Annotated in this window: 15 protein-coding genes and 2 tRNA genes; 15 read left to right on the forward strand and 2 right to left on the reverse strand. The window is 58.1% G+C overall.

Annotated elements, in window-relative coordinates:
• The first annotated feature begins 221 nt into the window (after positions 1-221).
• The 4 genes from dnaN to gyrA all read left to right on the forward strand — a co-directional run bounded on the left by dnaN (position 222) and on the right by gyrA (position 7,479).
• Positions 222-1,322, forward strand: a complete 1,101-nt coding sequence (gene dnaN / locus GO707_RS01650; RefSeq protein ID WP_157011797.1) for a DNA polymerase III subunit beta — start codon at positions 222-224, stop codon at positions 1,320-1,322.
• Entirely contained in the window at positions 1,323-2,429 is a 1,107-nt protein-coding gene (recF, locus tag GO707_RS01655; protein WP_157011799.1) for a DNA replication/repair protein RecF, read from the forward strand.
• Positions 2,430-2,685: 256 nt separating this feature from the next.
• Complete coding sequence (gene gyrB / locus GO707_RS01660; protein WP_335878660.1) at positions 2,686-4,629, forward strand: DNA topoisomerase (ATP-hydrolyzing) subunit B; 1,944 nt, start codon at positions 2,686-2,688, stop codon at positions 4,627-4,629.
• 246 nt (positions 4,630-4,875) lie between these two features.
• Positions 4,876-7,479: a DNA gyrase subunit A gene (gene gyrA / locus GO707_RS01665; protein WP_418655103.1), complete on the forward strand. Its 2,604-nt coding sequence runs from the start codon at positions 4,876-4,878 to the stop codon at positions 7,477-7,479.
• A 299-nt stretch (positions 7,480-7,778) separates the two neighbouring features.
• On the opposite strand, the gene GO707_RS01670 is transcribed toward gyrA, so the two are convergent.
• Positions 7,779-8,291 (reverse strand): bifunctional nuclease family protein, encoded by a 513-nt coding sequence (locus tag GO707_RS01670; RefSeq protein ID WP_157011803.1) that lies wholly within the window; start codon positions 8,289-8,291, stop codon positions 7,779-7,781.
• A 438-nt stretch (positions 8,292-8,729) separates the two neighbouring features.
• Between GO707_RS01670 and GO707_RS01675 the strand changes: the two genes are divergently transcribed.
• The 11 genes from GO707_RS01675 (at position 8,730) to GO707_RS01725 (ending at position 21,110) form a co-directional block, all read left to right on the forward strand.
• Positions 8,730-8,806, forward strand: a tRNA-Ile gene (locus GO707_RS01675).
• A gap of 138 nt (positions 8,807-8,944) precedes the next feature.
• Positions 8,945-9,020, forward strand: a tRNA-Ala gene (locus GO707_RS01680).
• A 582-nt stretch (positions 9,021-9,602) separates the two neighbouring features.
• Positions 9,603-9,902 carry a hypothetical protein gene (locus tag GO707_RS01685; protein WP_157011805.1) on the forward strand — a complete coding sequence of 100 codons (300 nt, stop codon included), beginning with the start codon at positions 9,603-9,605 and terminating at the stop codon, positions 9,900-9,902.
• Positions 9,848-12,010, forward strand: coding sequence for a MucBP domain-containing protein (locus GO707_RS01690; protein ID WP_157011807.1), 2,163 nt, complete (start codon positions 9,848-9,850; stop codon positions 12,008-12,010). Before GO707_RS01685 ends, GO707_RS01690 begins: the two co-directional genes overlap by 55 nt.
• A 15-nt stretch (positions 12,011-12,025) precedes the next feature.
• On the forward strand, positions 12,026-14,005 hold the full coding sequence (locus GO707_RS01695; protein WP_157011809.1) for an autotransporter outer membrane beta-barrel domain-containing protein: 1,980 nt from the start codon (positions 12,026-12,028) through the stop codon (positions 14,003-14,005).
• Positions 14,006-14,084: 79 nt separating this feature from the next.
• On the forward strand, positions 14,085-16,757 hold the full coding sequence (locus GO707_RS01700) for a Spy0128 family protein (protein WP_157011811.1): 2,673 nt from the start codon (positions 14,085-14,087) through the stop codon (positions 16,755-16,757).
• Between the two features lie 158 nt (positions 16,758-16,915).
• Positions 16,916-17,515: a signal peptidase I gene (locus tag GO707_RS01705; RefSeq protein WP_173111216.1), complete on the forward strand. Its 600-nt coding sequence runs from the start codon at positions 16,916-16,918 to the stop codon at positions 17,513-17,515.
• A 179-nt stretch (positions 17,516-17,694) separates the two neighbouring features.
• Positions 17,695-18,468 carry an Rpn family recombination-promoting nuclease/putative transposase gene (locus GO707_RS01710; protein WP_232325506.1) on the forward strand — a complete coding sequence of 258 codons (774 nt, stop codon included), beginning with the start codon at positions 17,695-17,697 and terminating at the stop codon, positions 18,466-18,468.
• A gap of 478 nt (positions 18,469-18,946) precedes the next feature.
• Positions 18,947-20,245, forward strand: a complete 1,299-nt coding sequence (locus GO707_RS01715) for an ATP-binding protein (protein ID WP_114538862.1) — start codon at positions 18,947-18,949, stop codon at positions 20,243-20,245.
• Between the two features lie 62 nt (positions 20,246-20,307).
• Positions 20,308-20,739, forward strand: a complete 432-nt coding sequence (locus GO707_RS01720) for a helix-turn-helix domain-containing protein (protein WP_198160973.1) — start codon at positions 20,308-20,310, stop codon at positions 20,737-20,739.
• Positions 20,740-20,828: 89 nt separating this feature from the next.
• Entirely contained in the window at positions 20,829-21,110 is a 282-nt protein-coding gene (locus tag GO707_RS01725; protein ID WP_157011815.1) for a hypothetical protein, read from the forward strand.
• Between the two features lie 43 nt (positions 21,111-21,153).
• Here GO707_RS01725 and GO707_RS01730 read toward each other — a convergent pair whose 3' ends face one another.
• Positions 21,154-22,314, reverse strand: a complete 1,161-nt coding sequence (locus GO707_RS01730; RefSeq protein WP_157011817.1) for an IS256 family transposase — start codon at positions 22,312-22,314, stop codon at positions 21,154-21,156.
• Positions 22,315-22,370 lie beyond the last annotated feature (56 nt).

Below are 22,370 nucleotides of genomic sequence, written 5' to 3' on the forward strand. Positions count from 1 at the left end.
TCGATATCCACTCAGTGAAAAGGACGGTTATCCACTGCTTGCGCTGGGGAAAGAGGAAGTTATCCACTTTTTCCACTAGCGGAGCGAGAAAAGGGTGTAAAACTAATCAACCATTAGTCAGACAACTCTGCGCGGCCTCTCCGTTTCCCTGTTTTCCGGCGTTATAATACCCGCACGATATCTTCTGTTTCAGCTCAGGCCATTACGAAGAGAGGCATCCCTTGAAATTCAGTATCAATCGCACCGAGCTTGCCAACGCCCTGTCCATTGTCCTCAAAGGGGTTTCCACTCGATCGACGCTCCCTGTCTTGTCCGGTATCCTCATCGAGGCCGCCGGCGACAAAATTATCCTCCAAGCCACCGACTTGGAGCTCTCCATTCAATACTCCGTGGCCGCGCTCGTTGAGGAGGAAGGCCGCACGGTGGTGCCCGGCAAGCTGTTCTCGGAAATTGTGAAGAACCTTCCCGATGCTGCGGTCCATGTCGAGGCCACTGATGATCAGGCCTTTGTCACCTGCGACACGTCTTCGTTCTCTATCCGCGCCTTGAACGCTGAGGATTTCCCCGGTTTTCCCCGTGTGGACGTTCACCAGAAGATAGAAATTCCCTTTCATCAGTTTTCCACTATGGTCAAGCGTGTTTCTCGCGTCGTATCCAAAGATGAGTCTCGCGCTATTCTCACGGGCGTCCTCATCACCCTGGAGGCCGGCGTGCTGCGCATGGTGGCCACCGACTCCTATCGTCTCGCCATCACGGATGCTCCTCTGCCGAACTCCTCGGCCGATGAGTTCCACGCGGTCATCTCGGGCAGCTTCCTATCGGAAATCGCGTCGTTGCCGAAAACGGAGTCGCCGGTGTCTCTGGCCTTGGCTGACAATCAGATCGTCGTGACCTGCGAGGACACGGTGTTTATCAACCGCCGCATTGAGGGCAACTTCCCCAATTACAAGCAGCTGCTCCCCGACGGCTACGCTACTCGCGCTACCATCGAGGTGGATAAGCTCGTGGCCAGTGTTCGGCGCGCCTCGCTGCTCGGATCCACCTCCTCGCCGGTGCGTTTTGATTTGAACAACGCCTCCCAAACGGTGCAGATTTCCGCAGCATCTCAGGATGTGGGCAGCGCTCAGGAGATCATCTCCTGCGCCATTGAAGGCGAAGATGTGGAAATCGCTTTCAACTATGCCTATGTGTTGGATGGCCTCGGATCCATTGCCACCGACGAGGTGTATCTTGAAGTGCAATCGGCGTTGAAGCCGGGCATCTTCCGCGCGCTTGAGCCGGAAAACTTCCTCTACCTCGTCATGCCTGTGCGCATCTCCTAAATGACCCTGCGTATTGAAAGCCTCTCTTTGCGGAATTTTCGCAACTATGAGGATGCGGCTCTAAACGAGCTTGGGGACATCACCGTACTTGTGGGGGAGAACGCTGTTGGCAAAACGAACCTCATCGAGGCCATCCAGCTGCTTACGGCGCTCACGTCGTTCCGACATGGTACGGCTGATCAGTTGATTCGCCACGGCGAGGAGCGTAGTCGCGTATCCATGCAGGCAACTGACGGCAATCGGCGTCTTGATATCGACCTCACGCTTGATGGTCGTACGCGCAAGTATCGGCTCAATGGAAAGGCGAAACGGCCGATCGATTTGAAAGGAGTCATTCCCTCGGTCGTTTTTACGCCTGATGATCTCGATTTGGTAAAAGGGCCGAACAGCGGGCGGCGGTCATCGTTGGACACGTTGGGCGCTCAGGTAAATAAAAGCTACTACACGGTACGGCGTGATTATGAGAAGGTGATTCGCCATAAGAATCGCCTTCTCAAAGAGGAGGCCGATGTTGCCCTTGTGGAGGCCATCAATGAGATGATCGTCACGGTGGGAGCTCAGCTCACGATCTATCGCATCGCGTTATTTGAGCGGCTGCTCCCTCATCTGACTGCAAAGTACCAGGAGATTTCTCAAGGACGCGATTGTTTGAACGCCGTCTATGTTCCCTCGTGGGGAAAAGGAGCGCCAGAGGAAACGGTTGAGCCCCTTACCCGCGACGAAGCCCGCGAGGCGTTGGCCCGCGCGCTTCATGAGCGTGCGGAGGAAGAGCGGCGGCGCGGCCGGGCAGTGGTGGGACCTCATAGCGATGAAATCGTATTCACTCTCGATGGGGAAAACGCTTCAATCTACGGAAGTCAGGGACAGCAGCGCTCCATTGTACTCTCGTATAAACTGGCTGAAGCGGCCGTCATCGAGGAGATCATCGAGCAGAAGCCGGTGCTCCTTCTTGACGATGTGATGAGCGAGCTGGACGGCCGACGACGCGATGCGCTGGTGACCGCTATGGAAGGCGGTAGTCAGACTTTTATCACCACAGCGAACATCGATTACTTTAATGAGGCCATGTTGAACAAGAGCAATGTTATCCATTTGCCGGTGGTGTGACCCGCCAAAACCGTAGAATAGTCCCATTCGAGTCCCCAAAGTATTAACTCCGTGCATTTCTCGCTTGATTTAAGCCCTGTTTTCCACAATTCCTGGCAAAGTCTTCACCGAACCGCAACATAGGCCCTCAAACAGCCTTAAAATAGCCCCATTCCGCGACTTTCAGCCGAAATGCGATTTTCACATGCTATAATTGACACTCATTCGGCGCCCGCATCTGGGCGCGTTCTTTTGTTCCGAGAGCGAAGGAGTGTCAGTGGCAAACAAACCAGATCACTACGACGGTTCTGACATTCAAGTTCTAGAAGGACTTGAAGCTGTTCGCAAGCGCCCGGGCATGTACATCGGCTCCACCGGCCCCCGCGGTCTGCACCACCTGGTTTACGAGGTGGTCGACAACGCTGTGGACGAGGCCCTGGCCGGGTACTGCGATACCATCAAGGTGACCATCCATCCCGACAATTCCATCTCCTGCGAGGACAACGGCCGCGGTATTCCCGTGGACAAGCATCCCAAGGAGAAGATCCCCACCGTCGAGGTCGTGCTTACCATTCTGCACGCCGGCGGCAAATTCGGCGGTGAAGGCTACAAGGTTTCCGGCGGTTTGCACGGCGTCGGCGTTTCCGTTGTGAACGCCCTTTCCACGAAGGTGGAAGTGCAGGTGCGCCGCGATGGCAAGGAATACGAGATCGATTTCGATCACGGCAAGACCAAGACCAAGCTGCACGAGATCGGTAAGGCAAAGCACACGGGCACCACGGTCACGTTCTGGCCCGACCCCGACATCTTCACCGAGACCACGGTGTACGACTACGACACCCTGGCCGCCCGTTTCCGCGAGATGGCCTTCCTGAACCGCGGTCTGAAAATCATCCTCACCGACGAGCGCATCACCGACGCCGACGGCAACCCCCGCACTGAGGTGTTCCAGGCCATGGGCGGTATCGTCGACTTCGTGAAGTTCTTGAACGACGGCAAGGAGACCCTGAACAAGCCCATCTACTTCGAGGCCGAGAACGCCGACGGCACCGTGGAAGTGGCCCTGCAGTGGTCCAGCTCCTATTCCACCAACTCCGTCATGGCCTTCGCCAACAATATCAACACCCATGAGGGCGGCACGCATATGGACGGCTTCAAGCAGGCCATTACGCGTACCATCAACGATTACGCCCGCTCGAAGGGCCTTCTGAAGGAGAAGGATCCGAACCTCTCCGGCGAGGACGCCCGCGAGGGTCTGGCGGCCATCATCTCCGTGAAGCTGCACGATCCGCAATTCGAGGGCCAGACGAAGACGAAGCTCGGCAACACCGAGATCCGCCCGCTGGTGCAAAACGCCGTCGCCCAGGGCCTCGGCGAATACCTGGAGGAGAACCCCACGCCGGCCAAGCGCATCATCGGCAAGGCCACCCAGGCGCTGAAGGCCCGCGAGGCTGCTCGCAAGGCTCGCGAGATGACCCGTCGCAAGAACGTGCTCGACTCGTTCAGCATGCCTGGCAAGCTCGCCGACTGCGCCAGCAAGGACGCCTCCCAGTCCGAAATCTTCATTGTAGAGGGCGATTCCGCAGGCGGTTCGGCCAAGCAGGCCCGCGACCGCAAGTTCCAGGCCATCCTGCCTCTGCGCGGTAAGATTCTGAACGTGGAGCGCGCCGGCCTGCACCGCTCGCTGTCCTCCGACACCATCAGCTCGCTCATCACGGCCATCGGCACCAACATCGGCGAGGACTTCGACGCCGAGAAGGCCCGCTACCATCACATCATCATCATGACCGATGCCGACGTCGACGGCGCGCACATCCGCTGCCTCTTGCTGACGTTCTTCTACCGCTACATGCCCGAGCTCATCAACCTCGGCTACATCTACATCGCCCAGCCGCCCATCTTCGGCCTGAAGAAGAAGAATTCCCGCAGCCCGAAGGTCGAGCGTTACATCTACGACGAGAAGGCGCTGTCCGCCACCCTGGCCGAGTACGACGACCCCAGCAAGTTCGATGTTCAGCGCTACAAGGGCCTCGGTGAGATGGACCCCGAGCAGCTGTGGGAAACCACCATGGAGCCGGCAACCCGCACGCTTCTGCAGGTGAACATCGACGACGCCGTGGAGGCCGAGCGCGTGGTGAGCGAGCTTATGGGCGAGCAGGTGGAGCCTCGCAAGGAATTCATCCAGAAACACGCCCGCGACGTCCGCTTCCTGGATATTTAGGAGAGCTAAATGGCTGATAACTTTGACGAATTCGACGACGACCGCGACGAGGTAGAGGCCGCCGAGGAGGACGCCCTGTACCTGGCCGAGGAAGTGAACACCGACGATGAGGGCGACGATGACGCGGAACTCGCCAGCGCCAGCTCCACCCTCGATGAAGAAGAAGACGTGGAAGACGCCGACGAAGATGGCAACGAGCCCGGCTTCATCTCCGAGGAAGAGCGAGCCCGCTCGTTGATGGTGGACATGCCCAACCCCCACGGCTCCATCATCGAGGGCGCCAACGGCGGCGAGGGCACCATCGTGCGCGCAGCGTTTCTCGGCAAGGAGATGCAGACCTCCTTTCTCGAGTACTCCATGTCCGTTATCGTCTCCCGCGCTCTGCCCGATGTACGCGACGGCCTGAAGCCGGTGCATCGCCGCATCCTGTACGCCATGAACGAGTCCGGCTACACGCCGAACAAGCCGCACATGAAGTCGGCCCGTACCGTCGGCGACGTGATCGGCAAGTACCATCCCCATGGCGACTCCGCCGTGTACAACACCATGGTGCGCCTGGCCCAGCCCTTCAGCCTGCGCCTGCCCCTCATCGACGGCCACGGCAACTTCGGCTCTATCGACGGCGACTCCGCCGCTGCCATGCGTTACACCGAGGCGCGTCTCGACAAGCCGGCTATGGAACTTTTGCGCGACCTGGACAAGGAAACGGTCGATTTCCAGCCCAACTACGACGAGTCGCTGCAGGAGCCTACGGTACTGCCGTCGCGCTTCCCGAATCTGCTGGTCAACGGCTCGAACGGCATCGCTGTCGGCATGGCCACCAACATCCCGCCCCACAACCTGGGTGAGGCCATCGACGCCACCTGCCTCATGATCGACAACCCAGACTGCACCACGGAAGACCTCCTCGGCGCCATGCCCGGCCCCGACTTCCCCACGGGCGGCCTCATCATGGGCAAGAAGGGCATTCTTGATGCCTACGAGACCGGCCACGGCAACCTCACCATCCGTGCGAAATGCGAGATCGAGGAAAAGAAGAACGGCCGCGCCTCCATCGTGGTGAAGGAAATCCCCTACCAGGTGAACCGCAAGCGCCTGCTGGAGAAGCTCGGCGAGCTGGTGCGCGACAAGAAGCTGCCCGAAATCAGCAACATCCACGACGCCGCCGACCGCAAGGGCATCGACATCATCATCGATCTGAAGTCCAACGCTATCCCGCAGGTGGTGCTGAACAAGCTGTTCAAGCACACCCAGCTGCAAGTGGGCTTCGGCTGCAACATGCTGGCCCTGGTGAACGGCACCCCGCGCGTGCTCTCGCTGAAGGAGATTCTTTTCTACTACATCGAGCACCAGAAAGACGTCGTCACCCGTCGCACCCGCTACGAGCTGGCCAAGGCCGAGGAGCGCGAGCACATCCTCGAGGGCTACATCATCGCGCTCGATAACATCGACGAGGTCATCCACATCATCCGCTCCTCCGAGACGGACAAGGAAGCCGCTGCGCGCCTCACCGAGCGCTTCGGTCTTTCCGAGAAGCAGACCAACGCCATCCTGGAAATGCGCCTGCGCCGCCTGACCGGCCTGGAGCGCACCAAGATCGAGGAAGAGTTGGCCGAGCTGCGCGAGAAGATCGCCTACTACAAACAGATCCTTGCCGACGAGAACCTGTTGAAGCAGGTCATCAAGGAAGAGCTGCAAGAGATCAAGAAGAAGTACAACACCCCGCGCCGCACCCGTCTGACCGGCGAGGCCAAGGATATCGAGGTGGAGGACCTCATCGCCGAAGAGAACATGGTCGTCACCATGACCAAGGCCGGCTATATCAAGCGCCTGCCCGTGAGCACCTACCGCCAGCAGAAGCGCGGCGGCAAGGGCATGCAAGGCGTGAACTTGAAGGACGCCGACTTCGTGGAGCACCTGTTTGTGGCTTCCACGCACTCCTACATGCTGTTCTTCTCCACCAAGGGCAAGGTCTACCGCCTGAAGGTGTACGAGATCCCCGAGGCCGGCCGTCATGCCCGCGGCACGGCCATCGTGAACCTGCTGCCGCTGGAGAAGGGCGAGTCCATCTCGGCCGTTATCGCCACGAAGGACTTCCCGGCCGAGGAGTTCCTCATGTTCGCCACGGCTCAGGGTAACGTGAAGAAGACCTCCATGGATCAGTACGACCGCACGCGCCGCGACGGCCTCATCGCCATCAACCTGAAGGACGGCGACGAGCTCATCTCCGTGAAGCGCGTGGCCAAGGGCGAGAAGGTCATCATGGTGTCCAGCGCCGGCAAGGCCATTCTGTGGGATGAGTCGGAGGCTCGCGCCATGGGCCGCGGCACCATGGGCGTGCGCGGCATGAACATGCCGGCCGACGCTCACGTGCTCGGCATGGAAATCGCCAAGCCCGGCACTGACCTGTTCGTCATCACCGAAAAGGGCTACGGCAAGCGCACGAAGATCGAGGAATACCCCGAGCATCATCGCGGCGGCCAGGGCGTCTACACCATTACGATGACCCACAAGAAGGGCCTGCTGTCGGTCATGAAGATCGTCGGCCCCGATGACGAGATCATGATTGTCTCCGAGGACGGCGTCATTGTGCGCACCCCGGTGAAGGGCATCTCCGAGCTCGGCCGTTCCACCCAGGGCGTGAAGGTGATGAACGTCGCCGACAAGGACAAGGTGTGCGCGGTGGCCATCGCCTCCACCGGCAAGAAGAAGGCCAAGAAGGCGGCACCCGCCGACGAGAACCAGATGGGCCTGCTCGAGGAGGAGAGCGAGGAAGGCACTCTCGCCATCGACGACCTCGACGACCTCGACGACGATCTGGGCGACGAGGGAGAAGCGACAGAAGAGTAGCAAAACGTTAGAAAACGTGCTATAGTAGAAACACCAGCAAAGCCCGTCGTTTGGTTAACGGTTGAGCGGGCGGAGCGGGTTAACAACTTGAGGGACTAGTTGCTGCTAGTCCCTCTTGTCTATCCTCTCCATCCGTTGGTGCTTATACTCCCGCCACAGTGATAGCAAAGCTGTCACCACGTTGGCCATGGCGGCCAAAGCAATCAGGAATTCATTCATAGGCGAAACCTCCTTTGTAGTAGGTCCCGCCCGCACACGGACTTTGCTGGTTCAGTTATATTATCACAGATGAAAGAAAACTAAAGCTGTTCGATATCTCCGAAATCCTCGGGGGATATATGGTCGAGGAATGTCTTGAACGCCGCCAGTTCCTCTTCCGTCTGCTTCTCACCCTTGAAGAGAAACGGGAACGAAGAAGCGTCAAGTACCGTCTCTTCAATATAGAGCGGCGCATCTTGCCGAAGCGCCAGGGCAATGGCGTCGCTCGGCCGGGCGTCTAAGGTGATGAGTCGTCCTCCCTGGGAAAGAACCAGGTGCGCGAAGAACATCTGCCCCTTCGATCCGTAAATCACCATGGAATCGACGCGCGCATCCAAATTGGTGAGCGCATCTAGCATGAGGTCATGGGTCATGGGCCGCGCGAACTTCACATGCTCCAGTGCCATCCCGATTTGTGCCGCCTCGGTGGGGCCAATCCAAATGGGCACAACGCGCGCCTTCCCCGCTGGTGTCTCCTCTACGGGTTGCAGAACCAGCACGGACGGCTGGTTCTGCCCCGCCACCACCAATGTCAACACTTTCAACGGAACCATGCTTTGTCCTTTACTCTAGTTCGATGAGAACATGATTGCAGATTGAGCTTTCTATGTTTGATGTCTATTGTCTCATTGTTGAACCAAGCTTATTTAAACTTTTGGAATGTTTAACCGCTTAAGCCCATCTTCCGGTGACAAAAACATTGAGTCTAGGACGCGAAAAGCGACTTATACAGGCATTTCCGAAATAAAACAGGAGCAGGTTTGCCTGTATAACTCAAAATTCTTGCATCCTGGAGTTTCGAATGTCTGTATAAGTCGCTTTTTGCGCATCGAAAGGGAGGATGCTGTCACGGAAGGTGAAATAATTCATATTCTGATTAAGAGGATACTACTCGTGCCGTTCGCGGCGTGTCGTGTACGTTTTTGAAATCGGGAAAATTTTCCTTGACCTCACCTATGAAACAGGCTTAAGATAGTCAAGCACTTTTTCAAGGGCCCGTAGCTCAGTTGGTTAGAGCGCACGCCTGATAAGCGTGAGGTCGCTGGTTCAAATCCATTCGGGCCCACCATTACTTTGCGATAAACGCTCCACCGTGAGCCGAGTTAGCCGGTGGAGCGTTTATTATATTTCGGGCCAGAATCGGCCGATTTTCTTTAAACTGACGAAATCCCGAACGAGCAAAGTGATGACTGCTAGTGCATGCCATGGGGCGTTAGCTCAGCTGGGAGAGCGCGGGCTTTGCAAGCCTGAGGTCAGGGGTTCGATCCCCCTACGCTCCACCATAAACGAATCAGACGAACACCTTTGGGTGTTCGTCTTTTTGTAGCTGCCTGTTAAGGGAAGTAGAAGCAAGGAAGGGGACATGAGTCATCCCTAACGCATTGCCACTCGCTTAGCTGAGTGCCATTCGTTGAAAAGTAGTTATTGTTTGCCACAGATTGACTCCTTGCAGGGCGTTTTAATATAGTCATTACCCTGTCATTTACCTAGTCATCTTCTTTCGGGGTCTCTGTGAAATAGCGAAGAATCACCAGGTCAAAGCCTTGCAATTTGAAGAGAAGCCATAATTGTCTCATTTGTTGTCATTTTTGGCAGTAGACAAAAAATCTCAGATCAATAAAGTGATCCTTAGCATTGACAGAGAGCTAGCTTGCTAAAAGATGATTTGACGGGTAGACAATAGCCTGATGAGCCGTCTAAAATAGCAAGCAAGAGAGCAGGATTGCGAATCAGCTGACGAAGAGAGGCGGCTCTTCGCAATCAACGAGGAGAAGAGGATCGCCGACGCGCCCGAAGCCCCCGCTTCGCGCGCGTATAGGTGCATATAGCACCAGAGGCGATCGCGAGCAGCAGAGGAGACACAAATGAGGAAATCGGTCATGGGGGGTCTCGCTGAAAAGAGAATTTTCGGCCGAAGCCTTCTAGCCTTTACTCTTGCAGCTACGTTGGCTTTTCCGGCAGCGAGTCTTTCTTTCGTTGCCCAGGCCTTTGCCGATGACCCTTCGAATGGTGATGCGGCAGAAGCTCCTGCCGCTCCTGTAGTCGACCCGGTCAAGAGCGGCGAAATTCACGGCATCGATTTCATGACCCCCACAGCTGAAGATGGTATGTGGGATCTCTTCCGCGTGGAAAACGGCGCGGGGAAGACCATCTATATTATATAGAGGTTGAGAAAGACGGCAAAACCATCGCGCCGCGTTTCGCCTACGCTATTCCCGAGACGCAGGATACCGATCCCGAGGCAAAGGATGCCGACACTTCCGCGCCCGACTACGCTGGCGATGCCAACTCCTCTCGCATCGCCCAAATTGTCGCGCTGAAGATTGCACAGCCGGCTCCGGCGGCTCAGGATGCCGAGGCCCCAGCCTCGGTGCCGCAATCGTTGCATGACGTGTTTGGCGACCCGAACAATTTCCCTGCCTATACCGTGAAAGTGTTCGACGCGAAGCGCGGCGGTGACCCGTTGTACGCGGGCACTATTTGCCCCATCTACGCGAAGCTTGTCAACGACCCCGCCGTGCCGAATGAGGATGAGTGGAAGGTGCTCGGCATTCGCACGATCGATCCCAAAAACGACAAGTTCGCGGAAACGGTCGGCGCTGGTGCCAGCTACTATAAGAACCTCACGGGCGACATCCCCATTGTCTTCCAAAGCGCGGAAACCACCAAGGATGGCGAGCCCAAAGCCGAGGTGCAGGCCGCTGACACCACTCATGGCCAGCGCCTCGTCGTCACCTACGAGCAAGTTGACGCTGCCGCCATCTCCGGCGCCGTCAAGTACGTCGATGTCGATGGCAACATCATCGAAACGGAAATCGTGGAAAACCTCGGCGAAGGCAAAGAGGTTGCTATCAAGAAGTCTTTCTTCAAGACGACTACCGATGAGGCCGGCCAGGAGACCACGCATTATTATCGCGTCATCCAGCGTCTCACCGGCTCCACCATCATGCTGACGCCCGAGCAGGCCACGAAGCAGATTCGCGTTATGGAAGTGAAGAACACCGAAGCCGGCGCCTATCAGGTCACCATTAACTATGTGGACGATAACGGCAATACGTTGTGGACCGACAGCGTAGATGTGAAGGGCAAGGGCTACCAATACACCCTGCCGAACTCCTTTTCGATGAGCGCTGTCACGAATGCAGCGGATGCGCCTACCACCGACCGCGACAAGGGACAGTGGGGCGTCAACTACTACACGCTGGATTCTTGGACCATCGAGACCAATGCGACGGACGACAATGTGGCCATTGGGGCCCGCTCGGCGGAGACCCAGCAGGGCAATCCCGTCGTCGCCTTCGAAGCGGGCGAGTATCCGGCCGGCCGCACGGTAACGGCGAAGTACGTCTCGCAGGCCACTACGAAGAAGGTCAACCTCACCGTGATGGAAATCAACGGTGAGACGGGTGCTCTTATCGATAAGATCCACTACGAAGTCACCCCGGAGCAGACGGCCACCTACACCCCGGCCCCGAAGAACGGTCTGGTGCCGTGGTCTGGCAATATGGAGCCCATCACCTACGCGTGGGAAGATCTGGAAAAGGGCACCGACGTGCTCCAGTACGTCTACTACGTGCCGGAGGACTACACGCCGGGCGATACCTACGACATCACCGTGCAGTACATGAACATCGCCAACAGCCAGATTCTCCGCAGTGAGACCATCACCATCGATCCCGAAACGAACGACTTCGTGAACATCCTCGGCGAGGAGCAGTTCGCGCTCGGCGATGACACCTACGTGCGTCTGGCGGGTCAGGAAACGGCCATCCGCCATGCCTACTTCTCACCGGCGCGTACCTACACCATTTACTACCGCGATGTGAACGACGAGCTCAGCGCGCAGATCACTATTCGCCGCACGCAGATCGTCGACACCGAGCGCGTGGTGACGGTGCCGGGCACCACAGTGATGACGGCCGCTCCGGTTGCTGCCGCCCCCGCTGCGGAAGGAGCCGCTGCCGATGCTACGGCGCCGGCAACGGTTGATGCCGGTGTGGGCACAGGCGATGCCGCCGCGGTCATCAACGACGATGACAATCCGCTGGCGACGCTTGGCGGCCAGGACACCGGTACTGAGCGCGCTATCGTCGACGACGAGAACCCGCTGTACTCCGGCCTCGCCCAGGACGTGGCGACCTCCGGCTCGGGCATGGCGCTGGTCGTAGCCACGGGCGCTATCGTTCTCGTGGTCGCCGGCCTTGGCATCTACTGGTGGATGCGTCGCCGCAAAAAGAACGAGCAAACCGCAACCGATTCGATGAACGCTTAAAGGGAGGAGGACGACATGACCAAGTTGCTGCAGAACAAATCGATCATCAAATTCTTGGGAATCGCCCTGTCGATCCTACTGATCGTCGCCCTTGTCCCCCAGATCAACATCGCCTACGGCTCCAAGGACGACGTCCTAGCCGACACGGGCACGGAAGAATCCGTCGAAGATACGGACGATCTGGAAGGCGCCGAAGGTGCGGAAAATGCTGAAGGTGAAGAGGAGGGGGTCCTCTCAGAAGAAAACGTTTTAGACGGTGCAACTCTCGATGGGGAAGAGCCGCCTGCAGGCGAAGAGGCCGGGATCATGGCGACGGCGCTCCCCGAGGAGAATCCCGACGCAGGCGCCGAAACTCCCGCGGATACGACTTCCACGGCGTTGGCCAACAACGAATCGCATACCATTGAAGGCGACGTGACCAACACCTCTAGCCCTCTGACCTTCAGCGGGAATGGAGCCTACACCCTCACCGTCAATGGCACGCTTCACAGCGACATCAGAGTGACCAGCGGCGCTACGCTGTCCATTGTGGGGGCAGGCACAATCCAGGGATCGGGTATCAGTTCTGTCATAGCGATAGTTGGTTCTAACAGCAAGGTCATTCTCGGCACAGAAAACGGTGTAGGACCAACCGTTACAGGTGGCAAAGGATCGGAGAGCCCTGGTAACTTCAACAACGGCGCAGGCACGGTAGGCGGCGGCGTTTTTGTGAACGACGGGGCTAGCTTCATCATGCACAGCGGCGCCATCACCAAGAACGAAGCGGGCGCTGGTGGCGGTGTATTCGTGTGGAATGGTTGTCACTTCGAAATGACGGGCGGCGAGATCTCCAGTAACAAAGCAAAAGACCCCGATAAAACGGATGACTCCGATGGTCCTTTGCGTGCCCATGAAGGCGGCGGAATTTTTACTGACGCAAAAGACACCAAGATAACTGGTGGTTCCATCATTAACAATGAAACAGAGACTACTACCGACTGGGGCGGCGGTGGCATTTATATCAACAATAATGGCACCTTGATGATTCCCTCTGCCCTTATTACGAACAACAGCGCTGCTGGTCTGGGTGGAGGCGTTGCTGGCTGCCCTCATGCGAAAATTATTATCGGAGAGAAGGAAACAACCAGTGCAGGCCAGCTGGAAAGCAGCGCCGCAGTGTTCAAGAACACTGCTTCGGGAACGAGCTATCCTTTGAATACGGTGCTGCGGTTCAATGTTCCTGCGTCTGTTGTTTCTTCTGGTAAGAATGTTCCCTCGGGCGACTTCTTCCTTACTGGTATGGGCGAAGGCGAAATTGACAAATTACTAAACGGGGAGAATCCTGGCAACGTAGTCGATGGTAAGCTTACCTACGGATGGAGCACAAAATATACTCTTGAAAATAAGGATTATGTGAGCAAGTCTTTTAAGGTTGATCTTGCACAAGACTATTATTGTACTCTCGCGAGCTATGTTTCTGCGGATAATACTCTCGTGCGTGGGGATGGAGAAACTCTTGCTTGGCGGGGGTTCGAGGTTGGCATGCCTCCCGTGAACGGTTGTTCGGTGAGCGATACTGGATTGTGGTCAAGGGAAATCGGTATTCCTGTGGGCCAGAGCTATGAATCCCATGATGCCACCCTTTGTCTTACTAACACGGCTACTGCCGATAATGTGAACATAGCTCGAAGTGTCATCATAACAGGAAACAAAAGTGGAACTCACGGCGGTGGTATTGCCTGCAACGGCGCGATCAAGTTCGGAAAGTTCGACACGGAAGAAAAAACCACGGTGAACCCTTACACGGTTTCACTGACGAAGAAAATTGTTAACAGCTTGGGTGATCTTCTAGACATTGGCTCCGATGACGTTTTCCGCTTCGAGTTAACTGACAAAGAAACGAATGAGACATACGAAGGATACACCGAGAACGGTGATCTGAAATTTATATTGCCTGGTTTCAGTACCGAAGGCCCGAAAGAAAAAAACCTTCTCTTTGAAGGAGATATTAACTAATGAACAGAAAGACGCGGGTTTTGTGTCTTCTATTCCCGACGGTATCGATGTTCATGTCAGTCTGAATGTCAAAAAAGAGGTGGCTAGCTACAAAGAAAAGGACAACAACGTTCTCCTGACTTCCACGACCTACACCACCACGGTCAACTCGGTGCAGATTGGCAATCAATCGGGCGACGATGCTGCAACAGTTACGAACACGCTGGATTTGAAGACGTCTGTGAACATTCCGGTGACGAAGATCGCTGATGGCATCGCGGCTAACACATTCACATTCGGGCTTAAGGATGTTACGGCGAATATCGACTCCCTGGTGGATCAGGCTGGTAACAAGATTACGCTGAAGAATTCCGTCAATCTGGCCGAGCAGGCGCTGACGGATTCGGACGAGACAGCCACCATCGCGGTAGCCGACTCTACCTCCGAGGTAGTTTCAGGAACAGACGCCAAGACCTTCAAATTCAACTATGCACCCACAACTGCCGAAGAAACCCACTGGTACGTCATTGCCGAGCAGCCAGGCGCAACGGCGGGCGTCGTGTACGACACCACGGCCTATCTTGTGAAGATCACCACGACGCTGTCTGAAGACGGCCGTAGCTTGAGCACGGCCAAGAAGGTTTACAAGACGGTTTCCGATTCGAGTGAGCTGCAGGAAGTAGCCGGTGATATCGGCGTCACCTTCACCAATGTGGCCACGCCCAAGGGTACCTGGCAGTTCAAGGCCGACAAGTTCTTCTATGGCTTGGGCGCTCCGCATGACTGCAGCTTTACTCTGCAGGAGATCGAGCGCGCCCCCGAAGCCGGTGAGCCGTTGGCGAACGTGCTCGTGTCGAACGACAACCTCCAGCAGTGGACGGCCAGCATTGCCGCCGCCGACCTCACCGACGGCCACGCCTTCATCTCCTTCCCCGCAATCAACTATGAGCAGCAAGGCGAAGGCGAGGGCTTCCAGAACGATGTGGGCGACCACTACTACCTCATCACCGAGGACGGCGATGAGGCCGTCAAGGACACCACGGCCTATGTCGTGAAGGTGACTGTCGCGGAAGACGCTGCCAATACGCGCAACCTCACCGCCACTGGAACGGTGCTCGGTTACGCTGACGACATCAACTCCCCGCTGAACCCGCTGACCCTTCCCGAAGGCGAGCTCCCAGCGTTCTACAATACCGACACCTACGATCTGATCAGCGCTGCCAGCTATAGCGTGTACGCTGCTAGCGGCGAGCCGGTCGATCAGGTGTGCTACGTCGATCCGAAGATCGTCAAGAACCTCGAGGGCCGCGCCATCAAGTCTGGCGAGTTCGCCTTCAAGCTCATTCAGGTGGCGAACTACAACGACACCGAGGGCGAGCTCATCTCCGCCACTACTAACGACGAGTTCGGCATGGTCGACTTCGACAAGGCGAACAACGTTTCCGGCGACCTCGAGAACCCCAGCTGCCTGGCTTACACCAAGCCCGGCACCTATTACTACCGCGTCATCGAGGACACCAGCAAGGGCGGCATGAACGACCAATCCGTGCTGTACAGCGATCAGGTGATCACCTTCACCACGGTCATCGAGCAAGATGAGGCGACCGGTCAGCTGGTGTGCACCGACATGTACTACGGCTGGTGGGACGCCGCGGCCAACCAGAACGTCCGCTTCGACGAGCAGTACGCCGACTATGAGACCCAGCCGGGCAACATCGGCGATATGTCGAAGCTGAATCCCGATTGGCACCCGACCATCAACAACAAGGCGCGTCCGATGGATCTGCAGGTGCGCAAGACCAGCGTATCCGATCGCGATGAGGGCCTGGTGGGCGCCACTTACGCGCTGTACATGGTGAACGAGAACCCGCAGGGCGACATTTGGCTCGCTGAGGCGACCTCCGAGGAGGGCGGCTGGATCACCTACAAGAACGTGAGCCTTGCCACCAACAACCTGTACTACTTCAAGGAAACGGCTGCGCCCGCGGGCCATACCGTGAGCGAGTTCCGCAGCCCCTACTTCTACCTCGTGGAAGATGCGACGTCCGCCAACGGCTATGCCCTGAAGTACACTGACACCAAGTACTTCGACGCCGCCGAAACGGAAGCCGCTGCCGCTCCGTTGGCCGCTGCTGAGGCTCAGGCTCTGCAGGCTGCCATCGCCGCCCAAGCCGAGGCGACCGCGGCCGATGACCAGACCAAGCCCGGCCACAGCGCCGACGGCAACATCCTGCTGACCTACGACAAGGACGGCGGCGTCTACGACGAAACCACCCAAATCGAGGTGAACAAGCTGGACACGCGCACCCACGAATGGGTGGAAGGCGCCAAGCTGGTCATCCTCGATAAAGAATCGGGAAAGGAAGTGGCCAGCTGGACTTCGGGCAAGGCTCCCCAGAAGCTGGCGAAGACACTGAACGTCGGCACCACTTACCTCCTGCGCGAGGTGGAGGCTCCCGGTGAGTACCGCCTGGCCAACGACGTTGAGTTCGTCATCGACAACTACGGCAACGTGACCATCACCAAGGGCACGGAAAACGGCAACGCCGAGCTGTCCGACAACACCATCACCCTCTACGACACTATGATGGACGCTGAAGAGGTCGAGCAGCGCGAGCACGAAACCACCCGCGAGGTGCCGCTGGGCACGATTCTGGCCCAGACTGGCGACATGCTGCCGATCCTGGGCATCGGCCTCATCGTGCTGGCGAGTCTGATCGCCCTTATCGTGGCCGGCCGCCGGCGTCGTGCAGGAAAGGATGACGAGAACTAGGATGTGTCGGGAGTCGCAGGCAACCGCCTGATTGAGATACCATGAGGGATACGCGCGAGGCTCTTCGGGGCTTCGCGCGTATCTGTGCTTGATAGTAAAAGATGAGCTATTGACTAAGGAAAAGACAGAGCAAACAATCCATCGACCCCATGATTTCCATGACTGATGCAGTAGCTAACATACCGGCAGGTTCGCTCGGCGTTTCAGGGCCGGCGGAGACGTCGGATGCATTTGCGCGCGACGTTAAGAAGCGCCTCGCGCGGTTGCGCATTGTGTCGCGGCTCTGCTCGATCGTCGGTGCCGTGCTCCTGGCGGCGGTTGCCCTGCTGGCTATCAGCGCAACAGTGGCGCCGCGCTTCATGGGATTGCAATCCTATACCATCGTATCGGGATCCATGGAGCCGTCATTTCCCGTGGGCAGCCTCGTGTACGCCGAACCCATCGAGCCCGAGGCGTTAGCCGTGGGTGACGTGGCGGTCTTCTGGCGCAATGACGAAGTCGTCATTCACCGCGTGGAGGAAAACCTTTACGAAGACTGCGAACTGATCACCCGCGGCGACGCCAACGAAGGCATCGACGCGCATCCGGCGCTGTACGACAACGTGGTCGGCCGCGCCGTGAACCAGATACCGGGCATCGGGTATTTCGTCATGGCGCTGGCGTCGCTGCCGGGAAAGCTCGTCTTGGGTTGGGTCGTCCTCATGGGCGCCGCCTTCTCCATAATCGGCACCGCCATAGCCTCCCTCGCGAGGCAATAATGCAGCGCCTCCGCCAACAAATCTTCGTTATTTTGTACCTGAAGTTCTCGTTTTTTTGCTTGTAAAACCTCGTTATTTTGAATATGACAATCAACCGTCCCTCCTCAGGATCCGGGACCTGGTGCCCGCCATGCCAAGATTAGCGGTTTGGTTCCCATCTCCCAAGTTGGCTGAGGCCTTTGTCAATTGATCCCAGCATTGAGGGTCGCGGCGTGAGGCTCGACGCTTATGTAAAAGGGGAGGGAAAAGCCTTCAACATCGAAATGCAAGCGCAGGCTGAATACTACCTTGGATGCAGACTCCGCTATTACCAATCGGTGATCGATAGCGATCTGCTCCACAAAGGAGATGACTACGAGGACTTACCTCGCAGCTATATTATCTTTCTCTGCGTTCACGATTCGTTCGGCTGCGGTCTCCCCGTGTATACCATTGAACCGAGGTGCTTGGAGAATAATGACTGTCAGCTGGATACGCGCTGCACGTGGATCGTCCTTAACGGAAGCGCGTGGGTAAAAGAGGACGACGAGAAGCTGCGATCCTTGCTACAATACATCGAGGACGGTACCGTTACGGAGGGCGATGATCTTGTGGCCCAAATTGACCGTCTGGTTGTAGCGGCCAACGACGATGATAAGGTGATGAGCGAGATGATATCCGTCAGTACTGTGGAGGCCAACGCCGAGCGTCGTGTTCGCCAAGCTAAGAAGTTCTATAGCGAAGTGGGGTTCAAGCAGGGCTATGAGGCCGGAGAAGAGCAGGGCCTCGAGCAGGGCCTCGAGCAGGGCCTCGAGCAAGGCCTCGAGCAAGGCCTCGAGCAAGGAAAGAAGGAAGAGGCCGCTCGCATCTCAGCGTTAATCAACCGCCTTCTCGCAGACGGGAGAGAGCAAGACATTTTGCTTCTTGGTGATCAGGAAGCCCTAGAGCGCCTCCTGAAAGAGTACTCCCTATAGCGCAAAACGCCCTACTGATTATTCCCGTTTCCAGCTGCGCTGATTTCATAGCGAGTGACACTGGATTTCGGCACGAGCCGCAAGTGCGGTGAGGTTCTCCTTCCCGAAGCAGGATTGCCGAAGATCTCGCTGCCGAAAATCTAACAGCGCTACAGCTCGCCCCTTCCAATCTTCGTTATTTTGTACCTGAAAGTCTCGTTTTTCTTGTAAAATCTCGTTATTTTGAATATGACAATCAATCGTCCCTCTTCAGGAGCCGGGATCTGGTGCCCGCCACGCCAAGATTGGGGGGTTTGACATCCGCCTGCTCGAAGCTCGAAGCAAAATCCGGAAAATACAAAGTGGAATCTTCGGATTTTGCAAAGTGAGAATGTCGGAAAATACAAAGTGAAATTTTAGGATTTTGCAAAGTGACTATCGGAAACACCCGGTAAAGGCTACAATGCGCTAAGAAGCGAAACGCGAACAGGAGCGCGCTATGCCCAACGAACTGCCTCCGCGAGACGAATACCTGCCTCGCATTGTCGACGACCAAGTGCGCCGCTACCTTGAGATTTTCGGGGCGGTGGAAGTGGCCGGAACGAAATGGTGCGGGAAAACCTGGACGGCCTGTCGCCACGGCGAAAGCGTCAGCTACGTCGACGACGCCCTGGCCCTAGCCCAATCCGACCCTCAGGCGATGCTTGCGGGCGAGCAGCCCCACGTCATTGATGAGTGGCAACTTGCACCGGCCATCTGGAACACCGTTCGCCATGCCGTGGATCGCAAGCGGGGGCTGCGCGGCGCGTGGCTTTTAACGGGCTCTTCCACCCCTCTCGCGAAAGACGAGGATCAGGCGAGAGCGATGCACAGCGGCGCCGGCCGCATAGGCCGCATTCGCATGCACCCGATGAGCCTTGCCGAATCGGGCGACTCGACAGGTCAGGTTTCCCTGGCCGCGCTTTTCCGCGGAGAATTTGCGCGGGCCACGGTGCCGGGGGACGCGGCCTCCCTTGCCGCTGCGGCGTGCCGCGGTGGTTGGCCCGAGACGTTGGATCTTTCCCCGAGCCAATCTCTTCTCACCGCAAGGGAGTACCTGAACCTATTGTTCTCGGAAAGCGTCCCGCGCCACGGCCGAGACGGAGGTTTGGCACGGCGCATCGCGCTTTCCCTCGCGCGAAACCTGGGGCAGGCAGCAACTTACAAGACGCTTCTCGCGGACGTATCGGGCGGCGATGAGCCCTTGACGACGACAGCTACGGTGGCCTCGTACCTCGAGCTGCTGAAGAATATGTATGTAATCGAAGAGGTGCCGGGCTGGGTGCCGGCGAGGCGATCCCCTAAACGGCTCTCGGTGAAGCCGAAGCGCTACCTCGCCGACCCCTCCCTGGTCGTGGCGCTCCTCGGCATGAACGAGGAGGCGCTTCTCGCCGATTGGCAGACGTTCGGGCTGGTGTTCGAGAACATGTGCGTGCGCGACCTCATGGTGTACGCGCAGGCGCTGCCCGATGCTCCGGCCGTGCCGGTGAGGTATTACCGCGACGACGCCGGCCTTGAGGCGGACGCCATAGTCGAGCTGCCCGACGGGCGGTGGGCAGCCTTCGAGTTCAAGCTGGGCATCGCGAAGGCCGATGCGGGCGTGGCGACTCTGAAGCGCGTGCGTGAGAAGGTGACGCGCAACCCCCATGCGCGCACCCGGCCGCCCGAATTCGTGGCGGTTCTGACGGGCACGGGCGAGTATGCCTACCAAGCCGAAGAGGGTATCTACGTCATTCCCCTGCGCGCCCTCGGCGCCTGAGTGCTGCTAATGTCTAAGTAGACAGTGAATTCCGGAATTCCATCTTCAAAAGTCTGTCGGCGATGGCGATAATGGAGTCGCCATCGCCTCTTTCCGAACGATGGGAGCCTGCCATGTCCAACAATATACTCAACCCTCTGGAGAAGGAGCTCCTGATAAGGCTCTACAGGAGCAATCCCGACATCAAGCTCTCCGACTTCTGCCGCGCCAACAACGTGAGCGAGGCGGCGTTCAAGACCTGGCTCAAGAAGTACGGCGCCGAGGGGCTCTCCGGGCTGTATCGCTCGAAGAAGACGCCGAGCCTGCTTCCCGAGGGCGTGGACGAGACGGAGGAGACCCTGCGCCGCGAGCTCATCAAGACCAGAATCGAGCTGGAGCGACTAAAAAAAGGCTACATCCGGATCCCGAGAGAAGATGGGACGCCGGGAGAGTTCGTGCCTGTATCCGAGAAGAGTGCGCGATCATCGAGGCGCTCTCGAAGGAGTTCCCTGTAACCGGGCTCTGCAGCCTGTGCGGCGTGAGCCGCTCCGGCTTCTACAAGTGGAGGAAGAGGGGCGGGGATCCGCCGAAAGACCGCGCGAAGGTGCTGCGGCTGGTGCAAGGCTGCCACGACGCCCACCCCTCGCACGGGTACCGGTGGGTGCACGCCTACCTCAAGAGGAGCGATGGCATAACGGTGTCCGCGGAATACGTCAGGAGATGCTTTCTCTACCTGGGCATACGCGCCGAGACCAAGCATCAGAAGAAGGATCGCGAGCGCAAGGCGCGCGATCCTTACCCCAACCTCATCTTCTCCACGTGGGAGACGGTCGATCGCCCGCGCCAGGTGATAGTCTCCGACATGACGGCGTGGTACTGTCAATAATCTTGCGCAAATTCCAGCAGGCGACCGCCAGCCGTCGGCATGATCACTCGTCCAGCAGCGACACGTCCAGATACCTCCTCGACCCCCACTCGCTGTCGGCCACGTACTTCAGGCGCGCGGTCGCCAGCATGAGCGCGCTCTTGCCGTCCGGGAAGGTGCCGACGACCCGCGTTCGGCGGCGGATCTCGCGGTTCAGCCGCTCGATGGCATTGTTGGTGCGGATGCGTCTCCAGTGCCGCGCGGGGAAGCGCGTGTAGGTCAGCGTCTCCGCGACGCCGTCGCGGACGCACTTGGCGGCCGCCGCCAGCCTCATGTCCTCCAGCTTGGCGGCGACACGGCCGGCCTTCTCCGTGCTCGCCTCCAGAGACTCCTGGGCATGGACGGCCTTGAGCATCGCGGCCACCTCGGCGCGCTTGGACTTGGGGACCTTCGAGAGCACGTTGCGGTAGAAGTGCACCGTGCAGCGCTGGTAGGCGGCGTCCGGGAACACCTCGGCTATCGCGCCCGTCATGGCGGCGGCCTTGTCGCCGGTGAACATGCGCACGCCAGAGAGGCCCCGGCCCTTGAGCCAGGAGAGGAACTCGCGCCAGCACTCGGCCGACTCGGTGAAGCCCTCGGCGGCCCCGATCACCTCTCGGTAGCCGTCGTCGTTGACGCCGATGGCCACCATCACGGCCACGTTCTCGAAGGAGCCGCCCCAGCTTCTCTTGAGGTAGATGCCGTCGACGAAGACGTAGGGGTACTTGCGGGTCAGCGGCCTGCTCCTCCACTCCTCGACGGCCTCGAACGCCTTGTCGCTGAGGTTCGACACCGTCGATGCCGACACGCTCGCGCCCCACAGGATCTCGGAGACGTCCTCGATCCTCCTGGTGGAGACCCCGGCCAGGTACATCTCGATCATGGCCTCCTCGACGGAGGTCTCACGGCGCTTGTAGCGCTCGATGATCGCCGTCGCGAACCTCATGCCCTTGAGCTTGGGCATCCTGAGGGTCACCTGGCCCGAGGTGGTCGTGAGCCCGCGCTCGTAGTGTCCGGCGCGGTAGGCCTCGCGCCCTGCCGTCCGCTCGTAGCGGTCGGCGCCTATCAGATCGTCGGCCTCCTCCTCGAGAAGGGCGTTCAGGGTGTCCTCGACTGTTCTTCTGACGAGCCCCCTGAGCTCGCCGCGCATGGCGGCCTCGTCGAATGATACGATGGGATCGGACATGGCTCTGCCTCCTAATATGATCGAATCTAGACAACTCGAATCATACCGAAGGCCGG

It is taken from the genome of Adlercreutzia rubneri (assembly GCF_009755265.1).
GTDB classification, from domain to species: Bacteria; Actinomycetota; Coriobacteriia; order Coriobacteriales; family Eggerthellaceae; genus Adlercreutzia; species Adlercreutzia rubneri.